This is a genomic window from Halanaerobium sehlinense (genome assembly GCF_055379485.1).
The window spans coordinates 722,047-746,971 of record NZ_AP042442.1; the positions used below are offsets into that span (position 1 = coordinate 722,047).

The 24,925-nt window shown below is 34.2% G+C and carries 21 protein-coding genes, 1 tRNA gene and 1 riboswitch; all 22 genes read left to right on the forward strand.

What is annotated here, in order from left to right:
• Nucleotides 1-88 precede the first annotated feature (88 nt).
• The 22 genes from ACZ446_RS03545 to ACZ446_RS03650 all read left to right on the forward strand — a co-directional run bounded on the left by ACZ446_RS03545 (nucleotide 89) and on the right by ACZ446_RS03650 (nucleotide 24,871).
• Nucleotides 89-292 carry a cold-shock protein gene (locus ACZ446_RS03545; RefSeq protein ID WP_005487305.1) on the forward strand — a complete coding sequence of 68 codons (204 nt, stop codon included), beginning with the start codon at nucleotides 89-91 and terminating at the stop codon, nucleotides 290-292.
• 162 nt (nucleotides 293-454) lie between these two features.
• Nucleotides 455-1,291: a DegV family protein gene (locus ACZ446_RS03550; RefSeq protein ID WP_464393762.1), complete on the forward strand. Its 837-nt coding sequence runs from the start codon at nucleotides 455-457 to the stop codon at nucleotides 1,289-1,291.
• A gap of 5 nt (nucleotides 1,292-1,296) precedes the next feature.
• Nucleotides 1,297-1,372, forward strand: a tRNA-Thr gene (locus ACZ446_RS03555).
• Between the two features lie 185 nt (nucleotides 1,373-1,557).
• A complete protein-coding gene (locus ACZ446_RS03560; RefSeq protein ID WP_464393763.1) occupies nucleotides 1,558-2,694 on the forward strand; it encodes a pyridoxal-phosphate-dependent aminotransferase family protein in 1,137 nt (378 codons plus the stop codon).
• Nucleotides 2,686-2,753: riboswitch (Fluoride riboswitch) on the forward strand. It overlaps the preceding gene by 9 nt.
• 66 nt (nucleotides 2,754-2,819) lie before the next feature.
• Complete coding sequence (locus ACZ446_RS03565) at nucleotides 2,820-4,004, forward strand: cation:proton antiporter domain-containing protein (protein ID WP_464393764.1); 1,185 nt, start codon at nucleotides 2,820-2,822, stop codon at nucleotides 4,002-4,004.
• Between the two features lie 243 nt (nucleotides 4,005-4,247).
• Entirely contained in the window at nucleotides 4,248-4,679 is a 432-nt protein-coding gene (gene nuoE, locus ACZ446_RS03570) for an NADH-quinone oxidoreductase subunit NuoE (protein WP_464393765.1), read from the forward strand.
• Nucleotides 4,680-4,713: 34 nt separating this feature from the next.
• On the forward strand, nucleotides 4,714-5,946 hold the full coding sequence (locus ACZ446_RS03575) for a complex I 51 kDa subunit family protein (RefSeq protein ID WP_464393766.1): 1,233 nt from the start codon (nucleotides 4,714-4,716) through the stop codon (nucleotides 5,944-5,946).
• Nucleotides 5,939-7,651, forward strand: a complete 1,713-nt coding sequence (locus ACZ446_RS03580; protein ID WP_464393767.1) for an NADH-dependent [FeFe] hydrogenase, group A6 — start codon at nucleotides 5,939-5,941, stop codon at nucleotides 7,649-7,651. The genes ACZ446_RS03575 and ACZ446_RS03580 overlap by 8 nt, the downstream gene beginning before the upstream one ends.
• A 320-nt stretch (nucleotides 7,652-7,971) precedes the next feature.
• Nucleotides 7,972-9,054, forward strand: coding sequence for a glutamine-hydrolyzing carbamoyl-phosphate synthase small subunit (gene carA / locus ACZ446_RS03585; RefSeq protein ID WP_464393768.1), 1,083 nt, complete (start codon nucleotides 7,972-7,974; stop codon nucleotides 9,052-9,054).
• A 69-nt stretch (nucleotides 9,055-9,123) separates the two neighbouring features.
• On the forward strand, nucleotides 9,124-12,339 hold the full coding sequence (gene carB / locus ACZ446_RS03590; RefSeq protein ID WP_464393769.1) for a carbamoyl-phosphate synthase large subunit: 3,216 nt from the start codon (nucleotides 9,124-9,126) through the stop codon (nucleotides 12,337-12,339).
• Nucleotides 12,340-12,556: 217 nt separating this feature from the next.
• Entirely contained in the window at nucleotides 12,557-14,065 is a 1,509-nt protein-coding gene (locus ACZ446_RS03595; protein WP_464393770.1) for a glycosyltransferase, read from the forward strand.
• Nucleotides 14,052-14,873: a hypothetical protein gene (locus tag ACZ446_RS03600; RefSeq protein WP_464393771.1), complete on the forward strand. Its 822-nt coding sequence runs from the start codon at nucleotides 14,052-14,054 to the stop codon at nucleotides 14,871-14,873. Before ACZ446_RS03595 ends, ACZ446_RS03600 begins: the two co-directional genes overlap by 14 nt.
• A gap of 33 nt (nucleotides 14,874-14,906) precedes the next feature.
• Nucleotides 14,907-16,007, forward strand: coding sequence for a mannose-1-phosphate guanylyltransferase (locus ACZ446_RS03605; RefSeq protein WP_464393772.1), 1,101 nt, complete (start codon nucleotides 14,907-14,909; stop codon nucleotides 16,005-16,007).
• Nucleotides 16,008-16,202: 195 nt separating this feature from the next.
• A complete protein-coding gene (gene pyrR / locus ACZ446_RS03610; RefSeq protein ID WP_464394368.1) occupies nucleotides 16,203-16,742 on the forward strand; it encodes a bifunctional pyr operon transcriptional regulator/uracil phosphoribosyltransferase PyrR in 540 nt (179 codons plus the stop codon).
• 282 nt (nucleotides 16,743-17,024) lie between these two features.
• A complete protein-coding gene (locus ACZ446_RS03615) occupies nucleotides 17,025-18,320 on the forward strand; it encodes a uracil-xanthine permease family protein (RefSeq protein WP_464393773.1) in 1,296 nt (431 codons plus the stop codon).
• 29 nt (nucleotides 18,321-18,349) lie between these two features.
• Nucleotides 18,350-19,291 carry an aspartate carbamoyltransferase catalytic subunit gene (locus ACZ446_RS03620; protein ID WP_464393774.1) on the forward strand — a complete coding sequence of 314 codons (942 nt, stop codon included), beginning with the start codon at nucleotides 18,350-18,352 and terminating at the stop codon, nucleotides 19,289-19,291.
• Nucleotides 19,275-20,573, forward strand: a complete 1,299-nt coding sequence (locus ACZ446_RS03625; RefSeq protein ID WP_464393775.1) for a dihydroorotase — start codon at nucleotides 19,275-19,277, stop codon at nucleotides 20,571-20,573. The genes ACZ446_RS03620 and ACZ446_RS03625 overlap by 17 nt, the downstream gene beginning before the upstream one ends.
• Entirely contained in the window at nucleotides 20,557-21,462 is a 906-nt protein-coding gene (gene pyrF, locus ACZ446_RS03630) for an orotidine-5'-phosphate decarboxylase (protein ID WP_464393776.1), read from the forward strand. The genes ACZ446_RS03625 and pyrF overlap by 17 nt, the downstream gene beginning before the upstream one ends.
• Before the next feature lie 93 nt (nucleotides 21,463-21,555).
• Nucleotides 21,556-22,332: a dihydroorotate dehydrogenase electron transfer subunit gene (locus ACZ446_RS03635; RefSeq protein WP_464393777.1), complete on the forward strand. Its 777-nt coding sequence runs from the start codon at nucleotides 21,556-21,558 to the stop codon at nucleotides 22,330-22,332.
• Nucleotides 22,333-22,402: 70 nt separating this feature from the next.
• Nucleotides 22,403-23,305, forward strand: a complete 903-nt coding sequence (locus ACZ446_RS03640; RefSeq protein ID WP_464394369.1) for a dihydroorotate dehydrogenase — start codon at nucleotides 22,403-22,405, stop codon at nucleotides 23,303-23,305.
• 42 nt (nucleotides 23,306-23,347) lie between these two features.
• Nucleotides 23,348-23,920 carry an orotate phosphoribosyltransferase gene (pyrE, locus tag ACZ446_RS03645; protein WP_464393778.1) on the forward strand — a complete coding sequence of 191 codons (573 nt, stop codon included), beginning with the start codon at nucleotides 23,348-23,350 and terminating at the stop codon, nucleotides 23,918-23,920.
• A gap of 246 nt (nucleotides 23,921-24,166) precedes the next feature.
• On the forward strand, nucleotides 24,167-24,871 hold the full coding sequence (locus tag ACZ446_RS03650; RefSeq protein ID WP_464393779.1) for a TVP38/TMEM64 family protein: 705 nt from the start codon (nucleotides 24,167-24,169) through the stop codon (nucleotides 24,869-24,871).
• The last annotated feature ends 54 nt before the right edge of the window (nucleotides 24,872-24,925 follow it).

Here is a 24,925-nt window from a genome sequence, read left to right on the forward strand (position 1 = left end):
ATGAGAAGGAGAATGATATATTTAACTCACTGAGTATTCTAAACTAGTTACACATATTCAGGTTAAATTTTAGGAGGAAGATATTAATATGGTTTACACAGGAAAAGTTAAATGGTTTGACGAGAAAAAAGGTTATGGCTTTATTGAAAGAGAAGATGGCGACGATGTATTTGTACATTTCTCTGCTCTTCAGCAGGAAGGCTTTAAAACTTTAGAAGAAGGTCAGGAAGTAGAATTTGAAATTGTTGAAGGAGATCGCGGACCTCAAGCAGAGAATGTTGATGTTATATAATTAAAATTTAATTATGTAAAGTTGCCCTGGTTATTAAATTAACCGGGGCTTTTCTATGTTTTAAAATAAAACTAAAATAAGTAGTTGATTTTTATTATCAGTAAAGATAAAATTATAGATGATGGAAAGTAAATTAAAATAAAGTAAGTTGGAGGTAAGTTTATGGATTTTAAAATAATAGTTGACAGCTGCTGTGATCTGACAGAAGATTTGAGAGAAAGATTTAATATTTCTACAGCACCACTGTCTATAGATGTTGGAGATAAGCATTTCATAGATGATGAAAATCTGAATCGAGAAGAATTATTAGATGCAATGCGAAACAGTAATGATGCACCGAAAACTGCAAGTCCTGGCCCAGGTCCTTTTTTAGATTTATATCGAAAATATGATAATATTTTTGTGGTAACCCTTTCCAAAGAATTAAGTGCAACATATCAAAATGCCATGTTGGCAAAGAATATGATTTTGGAAGAGGCTGAGAATAAGTTAATAAAAGTCTTTAATTCTTTTAGCGCTACCGTAGGTGAAACAATGATTGCCTATAAGTTAGGTGAATTAATAGAAGCTGGTTTCAATAGAGATCAAATTATAGAGAAAACTGAAAAATATGTTGAAGAGATGCAGACTTTATTTGTTTTAGATTCTCTTGATAATTTGATTAAAGCAGGAAGAATGGGGAAATTAAAAGGAAAAATTGCTTCTTTTTTTAATATCAAACCAGTTTTAGGTGCAACACCAGAAGGAACTATCACTCTTGTTGATAAAGCAAGGGGAAGCAAAAGAGCAATCAGGAAATTGATTGAAAAGATAGGTGAAAAAGGAGAAAATTTAGAAGAGAAAGTGCTTGGCATAGCTCACTGTAATGCCTTAGAAAAAGCAGAATATATTAAGGAGAAAGCAGCTGAAAAATATAAATTTAGAGAGATAGTTATTGTTGAAACTGCTGGAATTAGCACAGTTTATGCTAATGAAGGTGGAATAGTACTGGCATTTTAATAGATGCCGGTGTAGCTCAACAGGCAGAGCAGTAGTATCGTAAACTACAGGCTGCAGGTTCAACTCCTGTCACCGGCTCCAGGTCCTGGCATGAAAAACAAAAAATAATTGAATTATTGTTAATTAAAGAGGTTGTACTGATTAGTTAAAGATAATCGCTTCAAATCGAAAATCATAGTCCAGTTTTAAAGAGTATTTAGCTTGACAATCTCCCATAAAAAGTTATAAAATCTATATTAGACCGTAAAATTGTGGGAGTGATTTTTGTGAGTGATTTATTAATTATGACACCCGGTCCGACTGAGGTTAGTGAAGAAGTTCGGCGGGCAATGAGTCAAAAAATTACTAATCCCGATCTCGATCCTGATTTTTTTGATTTTTACCTTGATGTTAGCTCTAAACTGCAGCAGGTAATAAAAACCAAAAATGATGTGATTATTATGAGTGGGGAGGGAATTTTAGGACTGGAATCTGCCTGTGCTTCTCTAATTGAACCGGGAGATAAGGTTTTAGTTTTAGATAATGGAATCTTTGGTAGAGGATTTGCAGATTTTGCTGATTTATATGGAGCTGAGGTTACTAAATGGGAATTTCCATATAATCAAGAAATTGATATTAATGAATTGGCTGAAAAGTTAGCAGCTGAAAATGATTTTAAATTTGCAACCTTTGTTCACTGTGAAACTCCTACTGGAATTATAAATAATATTGGTGAAATTACTAAATTATTAAACAAACATAATATTTTATCTGTTGTAGATTCGGTTTCTGCAATTGGTGGAGTTCCAATTGAAGTTGATGAATGGGGAATTGACATTATTTTGGGAGGCTCTCAAAAGTGTCTATCAGTGCCTCCAGGACTTACTTTTATGAGTGTTAGTGATGCTGCCTGGAATGCAGTAAATAATAGAGAAACTCCTGTTAGAGGTTATTATACAAATTTACAGCTCTGGCAGAACTGGTATGAAGAAAAATATTTCCCTTATACTCAGGCAATAAGTGATATTTATGCTTTGAATGCAGCTTTAGATAAATGGTTAGCGGACCAAGAAATTTTTATAAGACACAATAAAATTGCAGAGGCAGTTAGAGAAGCTATTGCTGAATCCAATCTTAATTTATTTGCTGAAAATGGTTACTCTGATACAGTTACTGCTATAGAAATTCCTGATTCGATAAATTATCAGGAGCTAAATCAGCTGATGACAGAAAGTCATAATGTTATGATTGCAGCTTCATTGGGAGAGTTTGAAGACAAATTAATCCGGATTGGACATATGGGAGAAAATTGTTATGAAGAAAAGTTATATAGAACTCTAAAAGCTTTTGATCACAGTTTAAGAGAACTAGGTTTTAATTTAAGTGTTGAGTTACATAAAGTTTTTATCAATAAAATGAACTAAGGGGATGGAGCTCCCCTATAACTACTGTTTATTTAACAGATGATGGCTCCTATCTTAATTAGGGATATCTCTATTAAGATAGGAGCCTTTTTTATTTTAATTGTAACAAGAGAGGAGAATTTACTTTGGCTTTAAGTTTAGCTTTAATAATTTTATTTGCTTTATTATTTGGAAGGTTTTTCAATAAGATTAAGCTTCCTGCTTTATTAGGAATGCTTTTTATTGGAATCTTACTTGGCCCATATGGATTAGATTTAATAAGTCAGGATATTTTAAACATATCATCTGACTTAAGAATGATAGCTCTAATAGTAATTTTAATTAGAGCTGGTTTGGGAATAGAAAAGGAAACTCTTAAAAAGGTTGGGATTCCTGCAGTAAAGTTAAGTTTTATTCCTGGACTGATGGAGGGCAGTGCTGTTATAGCAGCAGCAATTTATTTGCTGAAATTTGACTTTATAGAAGCAGGAATTTTGGCTTTTATTATTGCTGCAGTGTCACCGGCAGTTGTTGTGCCGCAGATGCTGGCCTTGATAGATAGGCAAAAAGGAACTGAAAAAGGTGTGCCTACCTTAATTTTAACTGGAGCTTCAGTTGATGATGTTGTAGCAATTACTATATTTTCAGCCTTTTTAAGTATTTATGGTGGAGAACAGATTAATATTTTAAAACAGGTTTTGAATATTCCAATTGCTATTATACTTGGTATCATATTAGGAACTGGAATTGCTTTGCTTTTACTCTATATTTTTAACAAATATCATATTCGCGATACAAAAAAAGCTCTATTAATCTTAAGTTTTGGGATTTTGATGAATTCTATTGAGCACTTACTAAATGGGATTATTCCAATTGCAACACTGCTGGGAATTATGGTAATTGGTTTTGTAATTCAAGAGCGTTATTCAGTTTTAGCTAAAAGATTATCTTCGAAATTTAATAAAATATGGGTTTTTGCTGAGCTAATGTTATTTGTTTTAATTGGAGCTGAAGTTAATATTAATCTTGCTTTTGAATCAGGTTCTATTGGATTAATAATTATAATCATCGGATTAAGCTTTAGATCAATTGGAGTTTTAATTTCTCTAAAAGGTACTCATTTAAATTTAAAGGAAAGAGGATTCTGTGTCTTAGCCTATACTCCTAAAGCTACAGTTCAGGCAGCTATTGGTGCCATTCCTTTAGCAGCTGGTGTAGCATCGGGAGAGTTAATACTTGCCCTGGCCGTTCTATCAATTATTGTCACGGCTCCTTTAGGAGCAGTAGCAATTAAAACAGCTGGTAGTCACTGGTTAACTGATGATTCATAAGTTGAAATTATAAGGTCAGGCAATTTTGTCTGGCCTTAGATTAAAAATACATATTAAATAGATATTAATAATATTGGCATAATTTATTGATTTATAAAGTTTTTAACATTTGATTATAATAGCCTGGGTGTGATATTATTAACTTAGATAAAAGAAAAAGAAATTTATTTCGCCCATAAAAGTCTGAAAATTCTTAAAAATATGTTTGATTTAGTTAAAATTATCACAAAGGAGTGAGGTTTAATGGAAGATACTAAATCTAAATTTTATCAGGACAGTCTTTTAGAAAAACTGCATGAAATTCAGAACACTTATGGTTATATTCCAGAAGCTGAAATTGAAAATTTGGCTGAAAAATATCAGCTTCCCAGAGCAAATGTTTATGGAGTAATCTCTTTTTATTCGATGTTGTATACTGAGCCTACCGGCAAATATATCATTAGAATTTGTGACAGTATTTCCTGTCATCTCAACCAGTCTGATTCTGTTTTAAAAGCTGTAAAATCATATTTAGATCTGGAAAGTCATCAGACTACTGAAGACAAAAAATTCACTTTGGAAGTAGTGGAATGTCTTGGTCATTGCGGAGAGGGACCAGTTATGATGGTCAACAATAAGATATATACAAAGATTAATGAAAATAGAGCTTTAGATATTTTAAATGAGTGTATATAGTTAAATTTAAGTATAATAAGCGAGGAGTGAGATTATGTCCAAAGAAAAATTATACCTAAAAGGTGAAAAACTCTTAGATATTTCTAGTTATAATTTTGAATCAATAAAAAATGCGCTTAAATTGGGCAGGGAAAAAACAATTCAAAAAATAAAAAATTCTGAACTCAAAGGCCGTGGTGGTGCTGGTTTTCCAACAGGAATCAAATGGGAGATGGCAGCAAATATTAAAGCTGAAGAAAAATTTTTGGTCTGTAATGGGGATGAAGGTGAACCTGGCACTTTTAAGGATAGATATTTATTGGAAGAAAGACCATTAAAAGTTTTAGAAGGGATTATGCTTGCAGCCTATGCTGTTGGTGCAGATAAGGCATATATTTATATCAGAGGTGAATATTCAAAAGCTATAGAAGTTTTTTCTGAAATAATTGAAGCTGCTGAAAAAGAAAGAATACTAAATAATTATATTTTTAATAGTGATTTTAAATTAGAATTAAAGATAATAAGAGGTGCGGGAGCATATGTCTGTGGTGATGAAACTTCATTATTAAATTCAATTGAAGGGAAAAGAGGTCGTTCACGCATTAAACCACCTTATCCAATTGAAAAAGGTTTATTTAATCAGCCCACAGTAGTAAATAATGTTGAAAGCTTATGTTGTGCTGCAGAAGTTTTAAATCCTGATTCAGAAGAATTTTCAAGTTTAGGAATTAAAGGAAGCAGAGGTACAAAATTATTATGTCTAAGTGGTGATTTAAATAAACCAGGGCTTTATGAGGTTGAGTTTGGCAAGGTAACTTTAAAGGAAATTATTTATGAATTTGGTGGCGGTATTAAAACAGATCAGGAATTAAGATTTGTTATACCTGGTGGTATTTCTACCGCACTAATTAGAGCAGATGATCTAGACTTCCCTTATAGCTATCAGGCTTTTGAAAAAAGAGGCAGCAGTCTGGGTTCTGGTGCAGTAATTGCAGTAAGTAAGAAACATGATCTTTTAGATCTGATGTTAAATGTCTCAAGATTCTATATGGATGAAACCTGTGGCACCTGTTTTCCCTGTCGAGAAGGAAATAGACAGATCAATAAAATACTAAAAGAATTTAAAGGTGATGCTAAAAAAATGGATGCTGAATTGATTTCAGATATTGGTAATACAATAAGACTGGCAGCTCGCTGTGGACTCGGGCAGTCATCACTTAATTTTATTACCTCAGTTATAGAAAATTATGGAGATGAATTAAAGATTGGAGGGAAAATTTATGCTTAAAGCAGTAATTGATGGAATTAATATAGAGCTGGAAGAGAAAATAAGTATTTTAGATGCTGCCAAAAAAGCTAAAATTAATATACCTACTCTCTGCTATGAAGAGGGTCTGTCAATTTATGGAGGCTGCAGATTATGTGTGGTGGAAGTTGAGGGAGAAGAGCTGCTTAAACCGGCCTGTGCAACTGAGATTGAGGACGGTATGAAAATTAAAACTCATTCAAAAAAAGTTCGAGATTTAAGGAAAAATCTCTTTGAATTAATCATTGCCACTCATAATATTGACTGTCAGTTAAACTGTTTGACCTGCAGCCGGGCCAGCAATTGTGAATTAAAAGAGATTGCTGAAGACATAGGTGTTTCAAAGATGAGGCTGGATCCGATTAAACGTGGTGACAGTGTAGATAATTCAAGTTATTCAATTATTAGAGAGCCAGAAAAATGCATCAGCTGTAACCGCTGCATTAGAAAATGTGAAGAAGTTCAGGGCATTGGTATTTTTACTACAGCCAATCGAGGACCGGAGACTGTAGTTACAACCTTTAAAAATAGAGGGATGGGTAATGTAGAATGTACTAATTGTGGTCAGTGTATACTTTCCTGTCCCACAGGAGCCCTGCATGAACTTTATCAAAAAGATATTGTTTTAGATCTTCTAAATGATGAAAGCAAACATGTAGTTGTTCAGACTGCTCCTGCGGTTAGAATCGCTATTTCAGAACCTTTTTCTAATCGGGCTGGAGATATATCAACTGGACAGCTGGTTACTGCTCTTAAAAGACTTGGCTTTGATGCAGTATTCGATACAAACTTCACAGCAGATCTGACTATTATGGAGGAAGGAACAGAGTTAATAAATAGAATAAATAGCGGCAGAAATTTACCGCTCTTTACTTCCTGCAGTCCAGGCTGGATTAAGTTTATCGAGCATTTTTATCCAAAATATCTGAATCATCTTTCATCTGCCAAATCACCTCAGCAGATGTTTGGTGCAGTAGCTAAAACTTATTATGCCAAAGAAGCAGGTATTGATCCTAAAGACATTATTGTAGTATCGATAATGCCCTGTACAGCTAAGAAATTTGAAGCAAAAAGAGAGGAAATGGCTGGAGATGTTGATTATGTATTAACTACCAGAGAGTTGGCTTCTATCATTAAATCTGCAGGTATTGATTTTCTAAATTTAGAAGAAAGTGAGTATGACGAACTGCTGGGAGTTTCTTCAGGTGCAGCAGATATATTTGGAACTACTGGTGGAGTTATGGAAGCAGCACTAAGAACAGCAACTGAATTGATTACCGGTCAGGAATTAGAAAAAATAGATTATAAAATTGTAAGGGGTTTGGAGGGAATTAAAAAAGCTGAAGTAGAAATTGGAGACCTAAAATTAAAAGCTGCAGTAGCCCATGGTCTTGGTAATGCTCGTCGGCTAATGGAAATGATTGAGGCAGGAGAAGAATTTGATTTTGTTGAATTTATGGCCTGTCCTGGAGGGTGTATGGGGGGTGGTGGCCAGCCAATTTCCTGTGATGAAAATGTATTAGAAAAAAGACAGCAGGCAATTTACAAGATAGACAGCAGTAAAAAATTAAGAAAGTCACATGAAAATCCATATATTAAGAAAATATATGATAATTATTTGCAAAAACCAGGTAGTGAAATAGCCCATAAATTACTTCACACTAAATATAAAGCAAGAAAAATATAATGGATACATGGATAACTATTGACAGCTTTCAAATTTAATGTTAAACTAAATCACAATAATAAAAAAATAGATCAACCTTTTAAATCAGTCCAGAGAGGCTGGCAAAGGTATAGATTTAGTAAAGCTTTTTGAAATTGGATTTTTAAAATTTTAGGCTTACTATGTCAATTTTAACCTTCAAACCATCTTTCTGGGGAGAAGGTTTTATTTTTATAATTAAACTTTAGTTATTTACTGCACTAAAAATCAAAATATTAGATTTGGTTTTATCTAAGTAAATTACTTGTAATATTTTAGTGAAGAAAAATGGAGGTAATTAAATGAAAAAAGCAAAACTTGTTTTAGAAGAAGGGAGCATTTTTGAAGGGGAAATTTTTGGAGCTGAAAATGAAAGCGCTGGTGAAATAGTGTTTAACACCAGCATGACCGGTTACCAGGAGATCCTGACAGATCCCTCTTATAAGGGAGAAATTGTCTGTATGACCTATCCTCTGATTGGAAACTATGGTATTAATGAAGATGACTTTGAATCTATTAAATCACATGTTAATGGTTTTATTGTAAAAGAATTTGCAGAAGAGCCGGAGAATTGGCGTCTGCAGAAGAAACTTGAAAAATATTTAAAAGAAAATGAGATTACCGCAATTAGTGGAATTGACACTAGAGCTTTAACTAAAATATTGAGGCGCCAGGGAACAATGCGTGGTATTATAACTACTGAAAATTTAACTGAAGCAGAATTAATAGAAAAAGCTAAACGGGCTCCTGGGCTTTCGGGAAGAGACTTGGTTTCTTTAGTTAGCCGTAAAGAAGTAAAAAAATATGGATTCGATAATAAATATACAGTGGTTTTAGTCGACTGTGGAGCCAAGGAAAACATTAAAGATTCACTGCTTGAAAGAGATTGTGAAGTGATTATGGTTCCAGCTAGCTCATCAGCTAAAGATATATTGGCATATAATCCAGATGGAGTTATGTTTTCTAATGGCCCGGGTGATCCCGAAGCTGCAGACTATGTAGCAGATACCATTAAAGAATTGCTTGATGTAGTTCCAATCTTTGGAATCTGCCTCGGTCACCAGCTGCTGGGCAGAGCCTGTGGTGCAGAAACTTATAAGCTGAAATTTGGCCACCGAGGTGCCAACCACCCGGTTAAAGATTTGAGTACCAATCGCGTCTATATTACTTCACAAAATCATGGTTTTGCCATTAAAGAAGAATCGCTGGCTGAACTGGATCTGGAGTTAACTCATATTAATGTAAATGATAAAACTGTTGAAGGTTTTAAACACCAAAAGTATCCAGCTTTTTCTGTTCAGTACCATCCAGAAGCCTCTCCAGGTCCTGAGGATTCTCACTATTTGTTTGACAGATTTATAGAGTTGATGGTATCAGCTATTTAAAAAATATTTTTAGTTTGATATTTAATTATTTTAATGCAGACAAATTTCAAAGAATTAAAGGAGGAAAAGATGCCAAAGAGAAAAGATATTAAAAAAGTTATGGTTATTGGTTCAGGTCCGATTATTATCGGGCAGGCAGCTGAGTTTGATTATTCCGGAAGCCAGGCTTGTCGAGCTTTGAAAGAAGAAGGATTAGAAGTTGTATTAGTCAACAGCAACCCGGCTACAATTATGACAGACGAGAATATGGCTGACCGAGTTTATATTGAACCACTAACTGTTGAAAGTATTATAGAAATTTTGAAAAAGGAAAATCCGGATGGTTTGATTCCGACTCTGGGTGGTCAGATTGCTTTAAATCTAGCTATAGATTTGGCTGAAACAAACATTTTAGAAGATTTGAATGTAGAACTTTTAGGAACTCCTATTGATACAATTGAGAAGGCAGAAGATAGAAATACTTTTAAGGAGTTAATGAATGAGATTGGAGAGCCAATTTTAGACAGTAAAATTGCAGAAAACATAGAAGAAGCAGCTGAAATTGCAGCTGGAATTGGTTATCCTGTCATTGTTCGTCCAGCCTATACTATGGGGGGAACAGGTGGTGGTGTTGCTGATAATTTAGAGGAATTAAAAGAAATAACTGCCCGTGGTTTTAAACACAGCCTGATCGGACAGGTTTTAATCGAAAAAAGTATTAAAGGCTGGAAGGAAATAGAATATGAGGTAATGCGGGATAAGAATGATAATTGTATAGTCGTCTGCAACATGGAAAACTTTGATCCAGTGGGGGTTCACACCGGTGATAGCATTGTTGTTGCTCCAAGTCAGACCCTGACAGATAAAGAGTATCAGATGTTTAGAAGTTCAGCTTTAAAGATAATTAGAGCCCTGGGAATCGAAGGTGGCTGTAATGTACAGTATGCACTTGATCCTGAAAGCTTTCAGTATTATATAATTGAAGTAAATCCTAGAGTTAGCCGTTCCAGTGCGCTGGCTTCAAAGGCTACTGGATATCCAATTGCCAAAGTTTCCGCCAGAATTGCCTTAGGGTACAGCCTGGATGAGATAGAAAATGCAATCACAGGAAAAACTACCGCCTGTTTTGAACCAGCTTTAGATTATGTTGTATTTAAGATACCGCGCTGGCCATTTGATAAATTTCATTATGCTGACCGTGATTTAGGAACCCAAATGAAGGCTACAGGAGAGGTAATGGCGATAGAAAGGAACTTAGAAGCGTCGATGCTTAAGGCTGTACGCTCACTGGAAATTGGACGCTACGGTTTTTATTTAGAAGAGTTTAGGAAAATGAGTGATTTAGAAATTGAAGAGGCTTTATTTGCAGCAGATGATAATCGACTTTTTGTGATAGCAGAAGCACTTAGGAGAGGCTATACAGTTGAAAAAATTCATCAAATAACTGAAATTAGTACTTTTTTCTTATATAAAATGAAAAATATTATTGATCTAGAAAACTCTTTAGCTGATGAGAAAGACAGGATAGCTGAAAATAAAGAACTTCTTTCCCAGGCTAAAGAAAAAGGATTTTCAGATTCAGAGATTGCACTTTTGACTGAAAAAACAGAATCAGAAATCAAAGATATAAGAGAAAAATTAAAGTTAAAACCTGTATTTAAAATGGTAGATACCTGTGCAGCAGAATTTGAGGCAGAAACTCCTTACTATTATTCTTCTTATGAAAAGGTTAATGAGGCTCAGCCAACTGAAAAGAAAAAAGTTATGGTAATTGGATCGGGGCCAATTAGAATTGGACAGGGAATAGAGTTTGACTACTGCAGTGTTCATTCTGCCTGGACTTTAAATGAAGAAGGTTATGAATCAATTATAGTTAATAATAATCCGGAAACTGTAAGTACTGATTTTGATACCTCAGACAGATTATACTTTGAACCTCTGACTAAAGAGGATATTATGCACATTATTGAAAATGAAAAACCGGAAGGAGTTATCTGTCAATTTGGTGGTCAGACAGCTGTTAATTTAGCTGAGCCGCTTGCTGAAGCAGGAGTTGAGATACTTGGAACATCAGTAGATTCAATTGATCTGGCTGAAGATAGAGATCGTTTTATTGGGCTTTTAAATGAGCTTGATATTCCTGTGCCAGCAGGTGAAGTTGCAGCTTCTCTTCAAGAAGCAGAAAAAATTGCAGTAGAGATTGGTTTTCCAGTGCTTGTTAGACCTTCTTATGTACTTGGAGGTCGGGCAATGGAAGTTGTTTATAATAAAAAAGAATTAGAAGAATATATGAAAAATGCTGTCAAAGTATCACCTGACAGGCCGGTTCTTGTTGATAAATATTTAACAGGAACTGAAATAGAGATCGATGCAATTTCTGATGGAGAAACTGTTATTGTACCAGGAATTATGGAACATGTGGAAAGAGCTGGAGTTCATTCAGGAGACAGTATAGCAGTTTACCCCCCACATCGTCTCTCAGATAAATTGAAAGAAAAAGCTGTAGAATATACGGAGAAAATTTCTCGAGCCCTTAATGTTAAGGGCGTTGTCAATATTCAGTATGTAGTCAGCAGAGGAGAAATCTATGTGATTGAGGTTAATCCTCGTTCAAGTAGAACAATTCCTTATCTGAGCAAGGTAACAGGAGTACCAATGGTTGATCTGGCAACAAAGGCTTTACTTGGTAAAAAATTGAAAGACTTAGGCTGGGAGAGCGGCCTGGTTCCAGAGAAATCACATGTGGCAGTTAAAGTTCCGGTATTTTCTTTTTCTAAATTAACTCAGGTTGATACAAATCTGGGGCCGGAGATGAAGTCAACTGGAGAAGTACTTGGACTTGCCGATACTTACGAAAAAGCATTGTATAAAGGACTTATCGGAGCTGGGCTGGAAATTCCAAGAGAAGGAACAATACTTGCTACAATAGCAAATAAGGACAAAGATGAAGCAGTAGAATACATCAAAGATTTTGCAGAACTTGGTTTTAAGATTGCTGCGACTGAAGGAACTGCTGCTGCGTTAAAAAAGAAGGGATTGGAAGTAGATATAGTAAAAAAATTAGGAGAAGGCTCACCAGACTCCCTGGAATTGATTTCTGATGATCAAATTGATCTAGTAATTAATACCCTTACTAGAGGGAAAATACCTGAGCGAGATGGTTTTAAAATCAGAAGATCTGCAGTAGAAATGGGAATTCCCTGCCTGACTTCACTGGATACAACTCAGGCAATGCTCAAAGTTTTAAAAGAAATTGAGCACGGAGATAAAATAGAGTATAAAGCTCTGCAGGATTATCAAAAGTAAATAATTAAATTCATTGAACCGGCTGTTGAAAATTATTTCTCAACAGTCGGTTTTATATGTTTTTTAGGAAAATATTAAAAAATAAGAAAATAAAAAATCTTGTATCGGTGAGATTTTAGTTGAAAAAAATTTAATCACAAAATCAGAATTAAATAATGCTCTTGAAATACAAAAGGAATCAGGAAATTTGCTTGGAGAGATTTTAATTTCGGAAGGGATGATTAGAGCAATTGATTTTTATCAGGCTTTAGCAGATAAAATAGGTTTAGAGCTTGGCAGCGATAATTTAGAAGAATATGAAGAATTTATAGATTTCAATTTAATCAAAAATTTTGAACTAGAAACTTATATTATTAATCAATTTTTACCTTTGAAAAAGGCAAATAATATTTTTTGTTTATTAGCTGCAGCTTTAATTTATTCTTTTATTTACTATCAGAGAACTAGTATCAATTTTTTTCTTTATTTTTTTAATTTACTGTTTATGGGATCAATTTTATTTAAGTTTGTCTTAAGTATAATAGGTGCATTACAGGAGCGAGAAGAGTTTATTACCCAGGAAGAGCTTGAATCAATAGACGAGAAAGAATTACCAATTTACAGCATCTTAGTACCAGTCTATAAAGAGCCCAAAGTCATTGGAACTTTAATTCAGAACTTAAAAAAATTGGATTATCCCAGTGCAAAGTTGGATATATTATTTTTGTTTGAAGAAGATGATTTAGAAACAATAAATAAAGCAAAAGAAGCACATCCACCGGATAATTGGAATTTTATTTATATCCCTAAAAGTCATCCTCAAACTAAACCAAAGGCTTGTAATTATGGTCTGAAAGAAGCAAAAGGAGAATTTTTAACAATTTATGATGCAGAAGACATGCCGGAACCAGATCAGCTAAAAAAAGCATATATTGCCTTTCAAAAATCTGATGAGCAAACTATTTGTTATCAATCAGCATTGAATTATTTTAATCGCAAGGATAATTTATTAACCAAATTGTTTACTCTCGAATATTCGTACTGGTTTGATTACATGCTGCCTGGATTAGATGCTCTTAATTTACCTATCCCTCTTGGTGGTACATCAAATCATTTTAAAATCGAAAAGTTAAGAGAATTAGGAGGATGGGATCCCTTTAATGTTACAGAAGATGCTGATCTTGGAATTAGAGCAAATGCTAGAGGTTATAAGGTGGGTATTTTAAATTCTACAACTTATGAAGAAGCTAATAATAAAATTAAAAACTGGATTAATCAGCGTTCAAGATGGCAGAAAGGATATTTACAGACCTTTTTAGTTCATAACCGGCAGCCTTTAAAATTTATTCAAAGCGTGGGTCTGAGAGGTTGGTTTACCCTTCAGATATTCATTGGCGGTAGTGTATTAACTCATTTAGTTGCACCTTTCTTTTGGTTTTTATTTTTGGTTTGGCTGTTAAGCGGTATGGCATTTGCATCTGAGTATCATATAGGATTACTTTTGTACATTTCCTTGTGGAATTTATTATTTGGTAATTTTTTAGGAATTTATTTATCTACAATGGCAGTTTTTAAAAGAAAATACTATGATTTAGTTATTTATGCATTATTTAATCCAATTTATTATTTATTACAGTCATTTTCAGCCTGGAAAGCTTTGAAACAGCTGTTTTTTAATCCTTTTTATTGGGAAAAAACTGAACATGGTCTAACTGAAAAAGAGGTGAGTGATGATGTTGATTTTTAAATTAATTATTTTTTCGTTTGCCAATTATTTTTTAACTAAATACTTTAAAGAAAAAGAAACAGCTTATCTCTTTTTAGGCAGTTTAACAACAGCTTTAGTCTATCTTCTGCTGCCTGAATTTATAATAATTCTCCCCTTTTATATAGTCATTTTCTTTTTTGCTCTAGATCAAAAAGAAAAGAAAAAAAGACCGGCCCAATTAATGACATTTTTAATGCCAACCCTGGCAGCAGTATTTTCTTTAAGTTATATTAGTTGGGTTTATGGTTATGGTATGCGTTTAATTTATTTAAGTGAAAGCATATTTAATTTATCAGCTGCTGGAGTTTTTGCTTTAAATTTTAATGATTTCTTATTAAATTTATTTAAAAATATTCCTATAATTTCCTTAATATATCTATTTGTTTTTTTCTGGCTTTTGTTTAAGAAAACACCACTTAGAGTTTATATTTATCTTTATTTATCACCGATACTTTTATATATAGGATATTCTTATATATATGGAAATAATTCTGGCATAATTTTTTATGTGCCGATGCTGTTATTTGCTTTATTTTATTTTTTAATTTTTTCAGATGAATTTTCCTCTACAGTGGAACGTTTTTTTTACTTTTTCCTTATTATTAATTTTACGACATTACTCTTATATTTATTAGCAGTAATAATAATCTTACCAGTTTTTGAAACAGGGTTAATAGCATATTTAAATGATTTTTTAAGTCCCGTTTTAATTTACTTTAAAGAATATGCAGTTGAAAATTGGCCGGGACCTGGTTCAGAACTCATTAAATATTTTTATTTTAATTAATTCAAAAAAGAGTTGTTTTAGGAGGTTCTTAAAATGAAAATAGCACTCATAATGGCAGGGGGCAATGGCTCGCGTTTTTGGCCTTTAAGTCGAAAAGACAGGCCTAAACAGTTTTTAAAACTGAATAGTGATAAAAAGACACTTTTAGAGCAAACAGTAGAAAGAATTAATCTCATAGTCCCCAAAGAACAAATTTTTATTGCAACAAATAAGAATTACGAGGCGGCAGTAAAAGAGAAACTTGATTATATTCCAGAAGAAAATATAATATTAGAGGAAGTTAGCAAAAATACTGCACCTGCAATTACAATGGCAGTTTTAAAAATTGAAAAGACCTATCCTGGATCAACGATTTTTATTTTACCATCAGATCATTTAATAAAAGGGGAACAGAATTTTACTGACCTCTTATTAAAAGCAGAAGAAGTTGCTGAAAAGAAGAGTGCAGTCTTAACAATTGGGGTTGAACCCACATATCCAGAAACTGGTTATGGATATATTCATGTCAGCAGTAAACAGACTTTGTTTGCTGATCAGGAGTATTATCAGGTACAGAATTTTGAAGAAAAACCTGATCTTAAAACTGCAGAAAAATATTTAAGTTTAGGCAGTTATTACTGGAATAGTGGTATTTATATAACACCGGCGAAGATACTGCTTCAGGAAATTAAAAGCAAATTAAGTTTACTTTATGATAACTGCAGCGAAATAATGGAGATTAGTGAATATCAAAATTTATCCCAAATCAGAAAGAAAACAAAGATAAAAAAAATCAAAAGCCTGTACAAAAAACTGTATAATATTTCAATAGAATATGGAGTAATTGAAAAATTAGAAAATATTTATTTATTAAAAGCTAATTTTATCTGGGATGACTTAGGAAGTTGGACTTCTTTAGAGAGGGTAAATGAAAAAAATAGTGATAACAATATTATTGTAGGAAAACATTTAGGTATTGATACAAATGATTCAATAATTTACAGCTGTGATCGAATTGTAACAACAGTCGGCATCAAAAATCTAATAATTGTTAATACAGGAGATGCTGTTTTGATTTGTGATAAAAATAAAGCTCAAGCTATCAAAGAATTGCGAAAATTAATTGAAAAAGAAAATTTAGATGAATTTCTTTAAGAAAAACTTGACTTGGTCTATTTGTTCTGATAATATCTAATCAAATAGAATAATATTCTTTAAATTAGTCCAGAGAGGCTAGTAAGGGAAAATATAAATTTAGCAGCCTTCTTACTATGCCGTAAGAAGGTTATTTTTTTGCCGCTAGAAGATATTCTCCCCATAAAGGAGGTAATTTTTTTGGATAAATCAGAGATGAAAATAAAAAAAGAATTAATTGATTCATCTGCAATGAGCAGAGCTATTACCAGAATAGCTCATGAGATTTTAGAAAAAAATAAAGGTACTGAAGATCTAGTTTTGATTGGTATCAGAACCAGAGGAGTACCACTTGCGAAAAGGTTGGCTGCCAAAATTAAGGAAATTGAAGGGATAGAAGTTAAAACAGGTATTTTAGATATTACTCTTTACCGAGATGACCTTTCAACTGTTGCCCAACAGCCAATAGTACACAGGACAGAAATTCCCTTTGATATCACCGGGAAAAAAGTTGTACTGGTTGACGATGTGCTTTATACTGGCAGAACTGTCAGGGCAGCTTTAGATGCCTTAATTGATCTGGGTAGACCGCTGCAGATTCAGCTGGCAATTATGATTGACCGCGGCCACCGCGAGCTGCCGATCAGAGCGGATTTTGTTGGCAAAAATTTACCGACTTCTAAAACAGAAGTTGTAGATGTTAACTTTAAAGAGATTGACGAGAAAGATGCAGTTTTACTGCTAGAAAAAAGCTAGAATAGAAATAATTAAATATTGTATCCTTTAAATTGGTCCAGAGAGGCCGGTAAGGAATAGGTGCTATATCTTTATTAATCAGAGCTGCAGCAGCAAAAACAACTAGCTCAGTCTAGCATCTACTAAAAGATTTTAACTCCTTATCAGGCTCAAACTGGTAGGGAGTTTTTTTTAATGTCTTAAATAATTTCAAATCAAATTTAAGAGGGAATTAGAAAAGAGAGTTTTCAAAAATTTATTAAAAAGTTTTTCAATAATTTTATAACACCCAGGAGGTATAAAATGAAAATTTTAGAACAAAGCAAAGAAAATTTAGAACAACTTCAAGAAGATAGAATTACAAAGCACAGACTATTTATACTGGCACTACAGCATATGTTTGCCATGTTTGGATCGACAGTACTGGTTCCTGCACTAACAGGTTTAAATCCAGCAGTGGCCCTCTTTACATCAGGTCTTGGAACTTTAATTTTTCACTTGATTACAAAGGGTAAGGTTCCTGCCTACTTAGGTTCTTCATTTGCCTTTATTGCTCCAATAATCGCAGCCCAGGAACAGTTTGGTAGAGATGGAGCAATGCTCGGAATAATCACAGCTGGTCTTGTCTATATTTTAATGTCAGCAGTAATTAGAATGCTGGGTACGGACTTTTTTCGGAAATTATTGCCGCCAGTAGTAGTTGGACCGGTAATTATAACAATTGGATTGGGGCTTGCTCCAACAGCTAAAAATATGGCTTCAGAACACCTTCTAGTTGCAGCTGTAACTCTGGCAATCGCGGTCGGAGTTAGTGTCTTTGCCAAAGGAATTGTTAAAGTAATACCAATTTTACTCGGAATCATCGGTGGTTATGCATTTGCAGCTTTTATGGGTCTGGTTGATTTTACACCGGTAATGGAAGCCTCCTGGTTTGCTTTTCCGAAGTTTGCACTTCCCGCTGTTGAGGGTAACTTGAAGGCGATTTCTTTAATAGCGCCAATTGCTCTGGTAACAATGGTTGAGCACCTTGGAGATGTTGTAGCGATTGGTTCAACAGTAAAAAAAGACTTTGTAAATGAACCAGGTCTGCACAGAACACTTCTGGGTGATGGAGTAGCAACTCTAGCTGCTGGACTTTTTGGTGGACCACCAAATACAACTTATGGAGAAAATGTTGGAGTTTTAGCTCTAACAAAAGTTTATAACCCAATGATTATTCAGTTAACTGCAGTAATAGTAATCTTAAGTTCCTTTGTCCAAAAGATTGGTGTCTTAATCAGAACTATTCCGACTGCAGTAATGGGAGGAATTGTATTTCTGCTTTTCGGTATGATAGCTTCTATCGGACTCAGAACTTTAGTAGAGAATAATGTTGATTTATCTAAAAACAGAAATCTGGTTATAGTATCAGTAACTCTTGTAGTTGGGATTTCAAATCTAACCTTAAGCTTTGCTGGCTTAGAATTTGGAGGTATGGGACTGGCTGCAATAGTAGGAATTGTAATGAACCTAATCTTACCTGAAGTGGAAAAAGAGGAAGCAGAAGCAGCTGCAGAAGAATTAGAAATAAATTCAGAATTAAGTTATGAAGCTAATTAAAAATCAGATACCAGGTAGGAGGTAGGCAAATGTCATTAAAAAGGAAAGATTTTTTAGGGCTTTATAATGTATCAAAAGAAGAAATTAATGAAATATTAGATACTGCTGTGGCCATGAAAGATATTCTAACCAGAACAGTTAAAAAAGTACCAACTCTGAGGGGGAAAACAGTAATTAATCTCTTTTATGAACCTTCAACTAGAACAAAATTTTCTTTCAATCTAGCAGCAAAGAGGCTTAGTGCAGATGTAATGAGCATTTCCAAATCTTCAAGCAGTATTGCTAAAGGTGAAAGCCTGCTTGATACAGCAAAAACAATGGAGGTTATGGGGGCTGATGTTGTAGTAATTAGGCACAGTGCACCTGGAGCAGCAAAATTTTTGGCAGATAACATTTCAGCCAGTGTTTTAAATGCAGGTGATGGTGCTCATGCTCACCCAACTCAGGCTCTGCTTGATATCTACAGTATTAAAGAAAAGCTGGGCGAGATTGCCGGACTTAAGGTACTAATTGTAGGAGACATTGCTCACAGCCGAGTTGCCCGTTCAAATATTTGGGGGTTAAATAAACTGGGAGCAGAAGTTTCAGTTGCTGGTCCTCAGACCTTAATTCCAAGAGAACTAGAAAAAATGGGAGTTAATGTTTATTCTGATCTGGATCAAGCTCTAGAAGGCGTAGATGTTGTAAATATTTTAAGAATTCAGATGGAAAGACAGGAAAGCGGACTTTTCCCTTCAATTAGAGAATACAGAGAGATTTATGGAATGAATGAAGAACGTTTAGAAAGGATCGGTAAAAAAGCAATGATTATGCATCCGGGACCAATGAACCGGGGTATTGAAATTGAAAGTTCAGTTGCAGATAGTCCACAGTCAGTAATTACCGAACAGGTTAAAAATGGTGTAGCAATCAGAATGGCACTGCTTTATCTACTGGCCGGAAGGGAGATAGATAATGAAGACCTTAATTAAAAATGGCATAGTATCTGACTCAAAAAACGGACTTGATGGTAAATATGATATTTTGATTGAAGATAAAAAGATTTTGCTCATCGAAAAGGAAATAGAAAGTCAGAATTATAAAGTGATCGATGTAGAAGGTAAAGTAATTATTCCGGCTCTGATTGATATACATACTCACCTCAGAGAGCCAGGATATGAAGAAAAAGAAACCATTAAAACAGGTTGTGAAGCAGCTGCAGCAGGTGGGTTTTCTGCAGTGGCAGCAATGCCTAACACAAAACCAATAGCTGATAATCCTGCAGTAGTAGAACATATGAAACATAAAGCAGAAATGGCAGCAGTTAGAGTTTATCCAATTGGAAGCATTACTCAAGACAGTAAAGGAGAGGTGCTTTCAGAGATTGGAACTCTGGCTAAAGCAGGAGTCAAAGCTTTATCAGATGATGGAAATCCAGTGATGAATTCAGAAATTATGAGAAGAGCGATGGAATATGCATCTGCATTTGATCTGCCAATAATTGATCACTGTGAAGATAAAAATCTTTCTCAAGATGGAGTAATGCATGAAGGATATTATTCAACTATTTTTGGTTTGAAAGGTATCCCAGCAGCTGCTGAAGAAATTATGGTTGCTAGAGATATAATACTTGCTGAAATGACAGGGATTCATCTTCATATTGCCCATTTGAGTACTGAAGGTAGTCTGAACCTGGTCAAAGAAGCTAAAAATAGAGGAGTAAATGTAACTTTTGAAGTAACCCCACATCATTTATTACTAACTGATCAAATTGCTGCAGATTATAATCCTGATGCAAAAGTTCATCCTCCACTCCGTTCAGAAAGAGACAAAAATATCTTAGTCGAGGCACTCAAAAATGGTGAAATAGATGTTCTAGCTACAGACCATGCTCCACATACATATGAAGATAAACTGGGTGAGTTTGATTATGCAGCTTTTGGCATTTCTGGTTTAGAAACAGCGCTTGCACTTTTATACCATAATTTTATTAAACATAAGGTGATTAACTGGGATGATTTGCTGAGGATGTATTATTATAAACCAGGTGAAATTATGAAGATTGAATCAGAAGGACTAAAACCGGGAGCAAGAGCAGATATTTTAGTTTTTAACCCTGAGAGGAATTGGACAGTTGATAAAAGTAAATTCAAATCAAAAGGTAAAAACACTCCCTTTGCCGGACAGGAGTTATGTGGTAAAAATGAAATGACTTTTGTTGGAGGCAGGCTAGTTTATGATGATAGAGGAGGAAAAAATGAAATACTTTATTGATAAATTACAGCAAAAAATTGAAGAAAAAGATTCAAGAATTTGTGTAGGACTTGACCCGCATCTTGATTTATTACCTGAAAATATTTTAAATCCTGAGCTTTTAACAGATTTGGAAACAAACAAGGAAGAAATTGCAGCAGCAGTCTTAAATTTTAATAAAAATATAATTGATGCAGTTGCTGATATGACTGCAGTTGTAAAACCACAGATGGCATTTTATGAAAAACTGGGTGTTCCAGGTATGAAATGTCTCTGGCAGACAATAGCTTATGCTAAAACTAAAGACTTAATTTTGCTGCTTGATGGTAAAAGAAATGATATTGGTTCAACTGCAGGAGCATATGCAGAAGCATATCTTGAAAATAAAAAATTGGAAATTGATTCGATAACAATCAATCCCTATTTAGGTAGTGACGGAATTCTGCCATTTTTAAAAAATAAGTCGCGCGGAGCATTTGCACTTTTAAGAACTTCAAACCAGTCTGCTGTTGAACTGCAGGATCTTAAGTTAGATGATGGAAGAACAGTTTATCAGGCAGTTGGAGATTTTCTGCAGGAATTGGGAAAAGATTATATTGGCGAATGTGGATATTCAAATCTGGCTGCAGTAGTTGGTGCAACTTATCCGAAAGAGCTAAAAGAAATTAGGGCACAGCTTGATTCGGTGTTTTTCTTAATACCTGGTTTCGGAGCTCAGGGTGGTGGAGCATCAGATATTAAAGCTGGTTTTGATAGTCAGGCTAGAGGCGCAGTTGTCAACTCCTCCCGTGGTATAAATTTTGCTTATCGAAAAAAAGAGTATGCAAATTTTGGGGAGAAGAATTATGCAAAGGCAGCTAGAGCAGCAGCAGAGAAGATGAGAAATCAAATTAATGAAGTTCTTAAGTAAGTATAAATCATCTTTAACCGGCAGTAAAAACGAATTAATTTTTTAGATATCCGATTTCAATAACAGCAAACTACTGATTAAAGGAGAAATTTAATGTTTAAAATTATTACAAATGAAGAAGTAGGACCAGATATTTTTAAACTAGCTTTGGAGTATGATCAGCTTCCTCAAAAGCCGAAGCCTGGCCAGTTTTTTAATATTAAAGTGAGTCAAGAGCTTAGTGATGATCCCCTTTTAAGAAGACCTTTCAGTATTTTTGATTTTAAGCCTGAAGAGAAAAGAGTAGAATTTATTTATAAAGTAGTAGGAAAGGGAACCAGAGTGCTCTCTAAATTAAAAAATGGAAATAAGCTTGATGTTTTAGGTCCGTTAGGAAACCCCTTTTCTTTAGATAAAACGAAAACAAAGATTGATCTAATCGGTGGTGGAATGGGAATTGCGCCTCTATTTTATTTGGCCAAAAAGCTAGAAAAACAAAATGCAAATTTAAAGATCTATTTGGGTGCAGCAAATAAAAAAGAATTAAATTTTTTTGAAACAGAATTTAGCAGATTAAAAGCAGATATATATTTAGCATCAATGGCTGAAAAATTAACAATTAAAGGAACAGCTCTTGATCTGTGGTTAAGTAAACTGGAGAATCCTGATTTTATTTATATCTGTGGACCTGAAAAAATGCTGGCAGCAGTTGAAAAAGAGGCTCTTAAAAATGATATTTTGGGTGAACTTTCGATTGAAAAAAGAATGGGCTGTGGAATTGGAGTTTGCTTATCCTGCAGCTGTGAAACTAAAGCAGAAGCTGGAAAGAATAAAAGGGCCTGTGTGGAGGGGCCGGTTTTTAAATTAGGGGAGGTTGTGTTGGATGCTTAATTTTGAGAGCAGCAGTCAAGCGGCTTCGAAAACAAATTTAAAAAGAGAAGATCTAAAACTAAATATATCAATGAAAGCACGTAATAATAAAAACTTATATCTTAAAAACCCTTTAATTACTGCATCTGGAACTTGTGGAAATGGTAAAGAAATGGCTGAGTTTTTTGATATTAATCAGCTTGGCGCTTTTACCACTAAAGGAATCACAGTTAAGGCCCAACCAGGGAATAGGACTCCTAGAATTGCAGAGACTTCAGCTGGTATTTTAAACTCAATTGGTTTAGAAAACCCTGGAGTAGACAATTTTATTAATGAAGTGCTGCCGGAAATTGAAGCTTATACTCTTCCCATTTTGGCCAACATTTCAGGCTACAGCAAGCAGGACTTTATAACACTAGCAGAAAAACTAGAAGGCCGAAAAGAACTTGTAGGAATTGAAGTGAATTTATCCTGTCCCAATATAAAAGGTGGTGGAATGATTTTTGGTACAGATCCAGAGAAAGTTTTTGAGATTACTAAAAAAGTAAGAGAAATTTATTCTGGTTATATTATTGTTAAATTAACACCCAATATTACTGATATTACTGAAACTGCGCTGGCAGCTGAAGAAGCAGGAGCAGATGCAGCTGCAATGATCAATACTTTATCAGCAATGAAAATTGATATTGACAAACAGAAACCTCTACTTGCAAATACTTTTGGTGGTCTGTCCGGGCCAGCAGTGAGACCAGTTGCGGTAAAAATGGTTTATGACTGTTACAAAAAATTAGATATTCCAATTTTAGGGCTTGGCGGAGTCAGATCAGGTTCTGATGTAATAGAATTCATGCTAGCAGGAGCGACTTCTGTGGGAATAGGAACTATTAATATGATAGAACCAGCAGCAGGCCTAAGAATAATTAAAGAAATTGAAGACTATATGTTAAAACATCAAATTGAGAAATTGAGCTCAATTATTGGAGCAGCTCACTAATTTTTTATATTTATTAAAATTTATCAATCAGGAGTGGATTAAATGACAAAAGAGGAAATTAGAGAATTATTAGTAGAGACAGATGTTATTCAAGAAGGACATTTTGTTTTAAGTTCAGGCCGCCATGCTGATATTTATATGCAGTGTGCTAAAGTTTTACAATATCCTGAGCATGCATCTACACTGGCAGCTGAAATAGCAGCTAAATGGAAAGATAAAGAGATAGATGTTGTTATTGGTCCAGCACTTGGAGGAATAGTTTTATCATATGCAGTTGCAGAAGAATTGGGAGTACGCTCAATTTTTAGTGAACGAAAAAATGGTGAAATGCGAATTAGGAGAGGTTTTGAGCTAAACCCAGGCGAAAAAGTATTAGTTGTAGAAGATGTAGTCACAACTGGAGGTTCAGTTAAAGAAGTGCTAGCAGTTTTAGAAAATTTAGATGTTGAAATTATTGGTTTAAGTTCAATAGTTGACCGCAGTAATGGTAATGTTGAATTTAGTTATGATTTTAAGGCTCTGCTGCCAGTTGATATCAAGTCATATAAAGCAGGCCAGTGTGATTTATGTAAAAAAGGAATCCCAATTACCCGTCCTGGCAGTAAAGAAAAATAAATAAATATAAAAATTATTAAAGTCTAATTAATAAATTAATTCCCGCTTAAAAGCGGGATTTTTTTTATATCAAAGTAATTTAATAGGGATTGTAGCTAAGCAACAAAAAAAATATTAAAACTTAGCTTGTGAATATAAAGACAAATTTAAAAAAGCCATGTATAATTATAAATGTAATCTATTTGTGAAAACATTATTATATTCACAGAATAATAAATTTAAACAAATTTCAAGGAGGAGTTATTTATGGCAAGTGAAGCAGCAGCCAACAAAAAGAGTAACTGGCTGAAGATAGTTATTTTCGTTGCAATAATTGCAGCAGTAGTAATAGCAGTAAGACAATTAGGATATATGAAATACTTACAAAGTCCTCAATTATTAAAAGAAGCAATTGATGGTTTAGGATTCTGGGGACCAGTAGTATTTATACTTTTATGGGTGGCATCAGCAGTGTTTTTCTTACCTGGAGCAGCCCTAGGAATTGTAGGAGGAATTTTATTTGGACCCTGGTTGGGAACTTTTTATACAGCTTTAGGATCAACAATTGGTGCAGTAGCAGCATTTCTAGCAGGTAAATATGTTGCCAGAGATATGGTTAAAGGTCTAGTAGAAAAAAATCCTAAGTTGCAGAAGATTGATGAAGGAGTAAAAAAAGAAGGCTGGCGTTTTGTGATGTTAACCAGACTAGTACCAGTTTTCCCATATAATGCTCAAAACTATGTTTATGCCATGACAGCAATTAAACTACCTGTATATGCACTAACAACTTTTGTTTTTATGTTACCAGGTTGTTTTGCGTTCTCATTTGCAGGTGGAGCGGTTTCTGCAGGAGGAAGTCCAACTAAGATTATTGCTTATTTAGCAGTTGCCGGTGTAGCACTTTTTGCAATTTCTTTAATTCCAAAATATTTAAAGAAAAAACATGGAGATGTTTTAGAAGATAGCGAATAAAATAAAATGTTATTTAAAGGCTCTCAGTTGTTTTGAGAGTCTTTTTACTATTAT

Coding starts and splice junctions, on each gene's coding strand:
- carB (WP_464393769.1), top strand. CDS start 9,124: ATGCCAAAGAGAAAAGATATTAAAAAAGTTATGGTTATTGGTTCAGGT.
- carA (WP_464393768.1), top strand. CDS start 7,972: ATGAAAAAAGCAAAACTTGTTTTAGAAGAAGGGAGCATTTTTGAAGGG.
- ACZ446_RS03620 (WP_464393774.1), top strand. CDS start 18,350: ATGTCATTAAAAAGGAAAGATTTTTTAGGGCTTTATAATGTATCAAAA.
- ACZ446_RS03575 (WP_464393766.1), top strand. CDS start 4,714: ATGTCCAAAGAAAAATTATACCTAAAAGGTGAAAAACTCTTAGATATT.
- ACZ446_RS03550 (WP_464393762.1), top strand. CDS start 455: ATGGATTTTAAAATAATAGTTGACAGCTGCTGTGATCTGACAGAAGAT.
- pyrF (WP_464393776.1), top strand. CDS start 20,557: ATGAAATACTTTATTGATAAATTACAGCAAAAAATTGAAGAAAAAGAT.
- ACZ446_RS03595 (WP_464393770.1), top strand. CDS start 12,557: ATGATTAGAGCAATTGATTTTTATCAGGCTTTAGCAGATAAAATAGGT.
- ACZ446_RS03580 (WP_464393767.1), top strand. CDS start 5,939: ATGCTTAAAGCAGTAATTGATGGAATTAATATAGAGCTGGAAGAGAAA.
- ACZ446_RS03640 (WP_464394369.1), top strand. CDS start 22,403: ATGAAAGCACGTAATAATAAAAACTTATATCTTAAAAACCCTTTAATT.
- ACZ446_RS03635 (WP_464393777.1), top strand. CDS start 21,556: ATGTTTAAAATTATTACAAATGAAGAAGTAGGACCAGATATTTTTAAA.
- ACZ446_RS03605 (WP_464393772.1), top strand. CDS start 14,907: ATGAAAATAGCACTCATAATGGCAGGGGGCAATGGCTCGCGTTTTTGG.
- nuoE (WP_464393765.1), top strand. CDS start 4,248: ATGGAAGATACTAAATCTAAATTTTATCAGGACAGTCTTTTAGAAAAA.
- ACZ446_RS03600 (WP_464393771.1), top strand. CDS start 14,052: ATGTTGATTTTTAAATTAATTATTTTTTCGTTTGCCAATTATTTTTTA.
- ACZ446_RS03625 (WP_464393775.1), top strand. CDS start 19,275: ATGAAGACCTTAATTAAAAATGGCATAGTATCTGACTCAAAAAACGGA.
- ACZ446_RS03650 (WP_464393779.1), top strand. CDS start 24,167: ATGGCAAGTGAAGCAGCAGCCAACAAAAAGAGTAACTGGCTGAAGATA.
- pyrR (WP_464394368.1), top strand. CDS start 16,203: ATGAAAATAAAAAAAGAATTAATTGATTCATCTGCAATGAGCAGAGCT.
- pyrE (WP_464393778.1), top strand. CDS start 23,348: ATGACAAAAGAGGAAATTAGAGAATTATTAGTAGAGACAGATGTTATT.
- ACZ446_RS03545 (WP_005487305.1), top strand. CDS start 89: ATGGTTTACACAGGAAAAGTTAAATGGTTTGACGAGAAAAAAGGTTAT.
- ACZ446_RS03615 (WP_464393773.1), top strand. CDS start 17,025: ATGAAAATTTTAGAACAAAGCAAAGAAAATTTAGAACAACTTCAAGAA.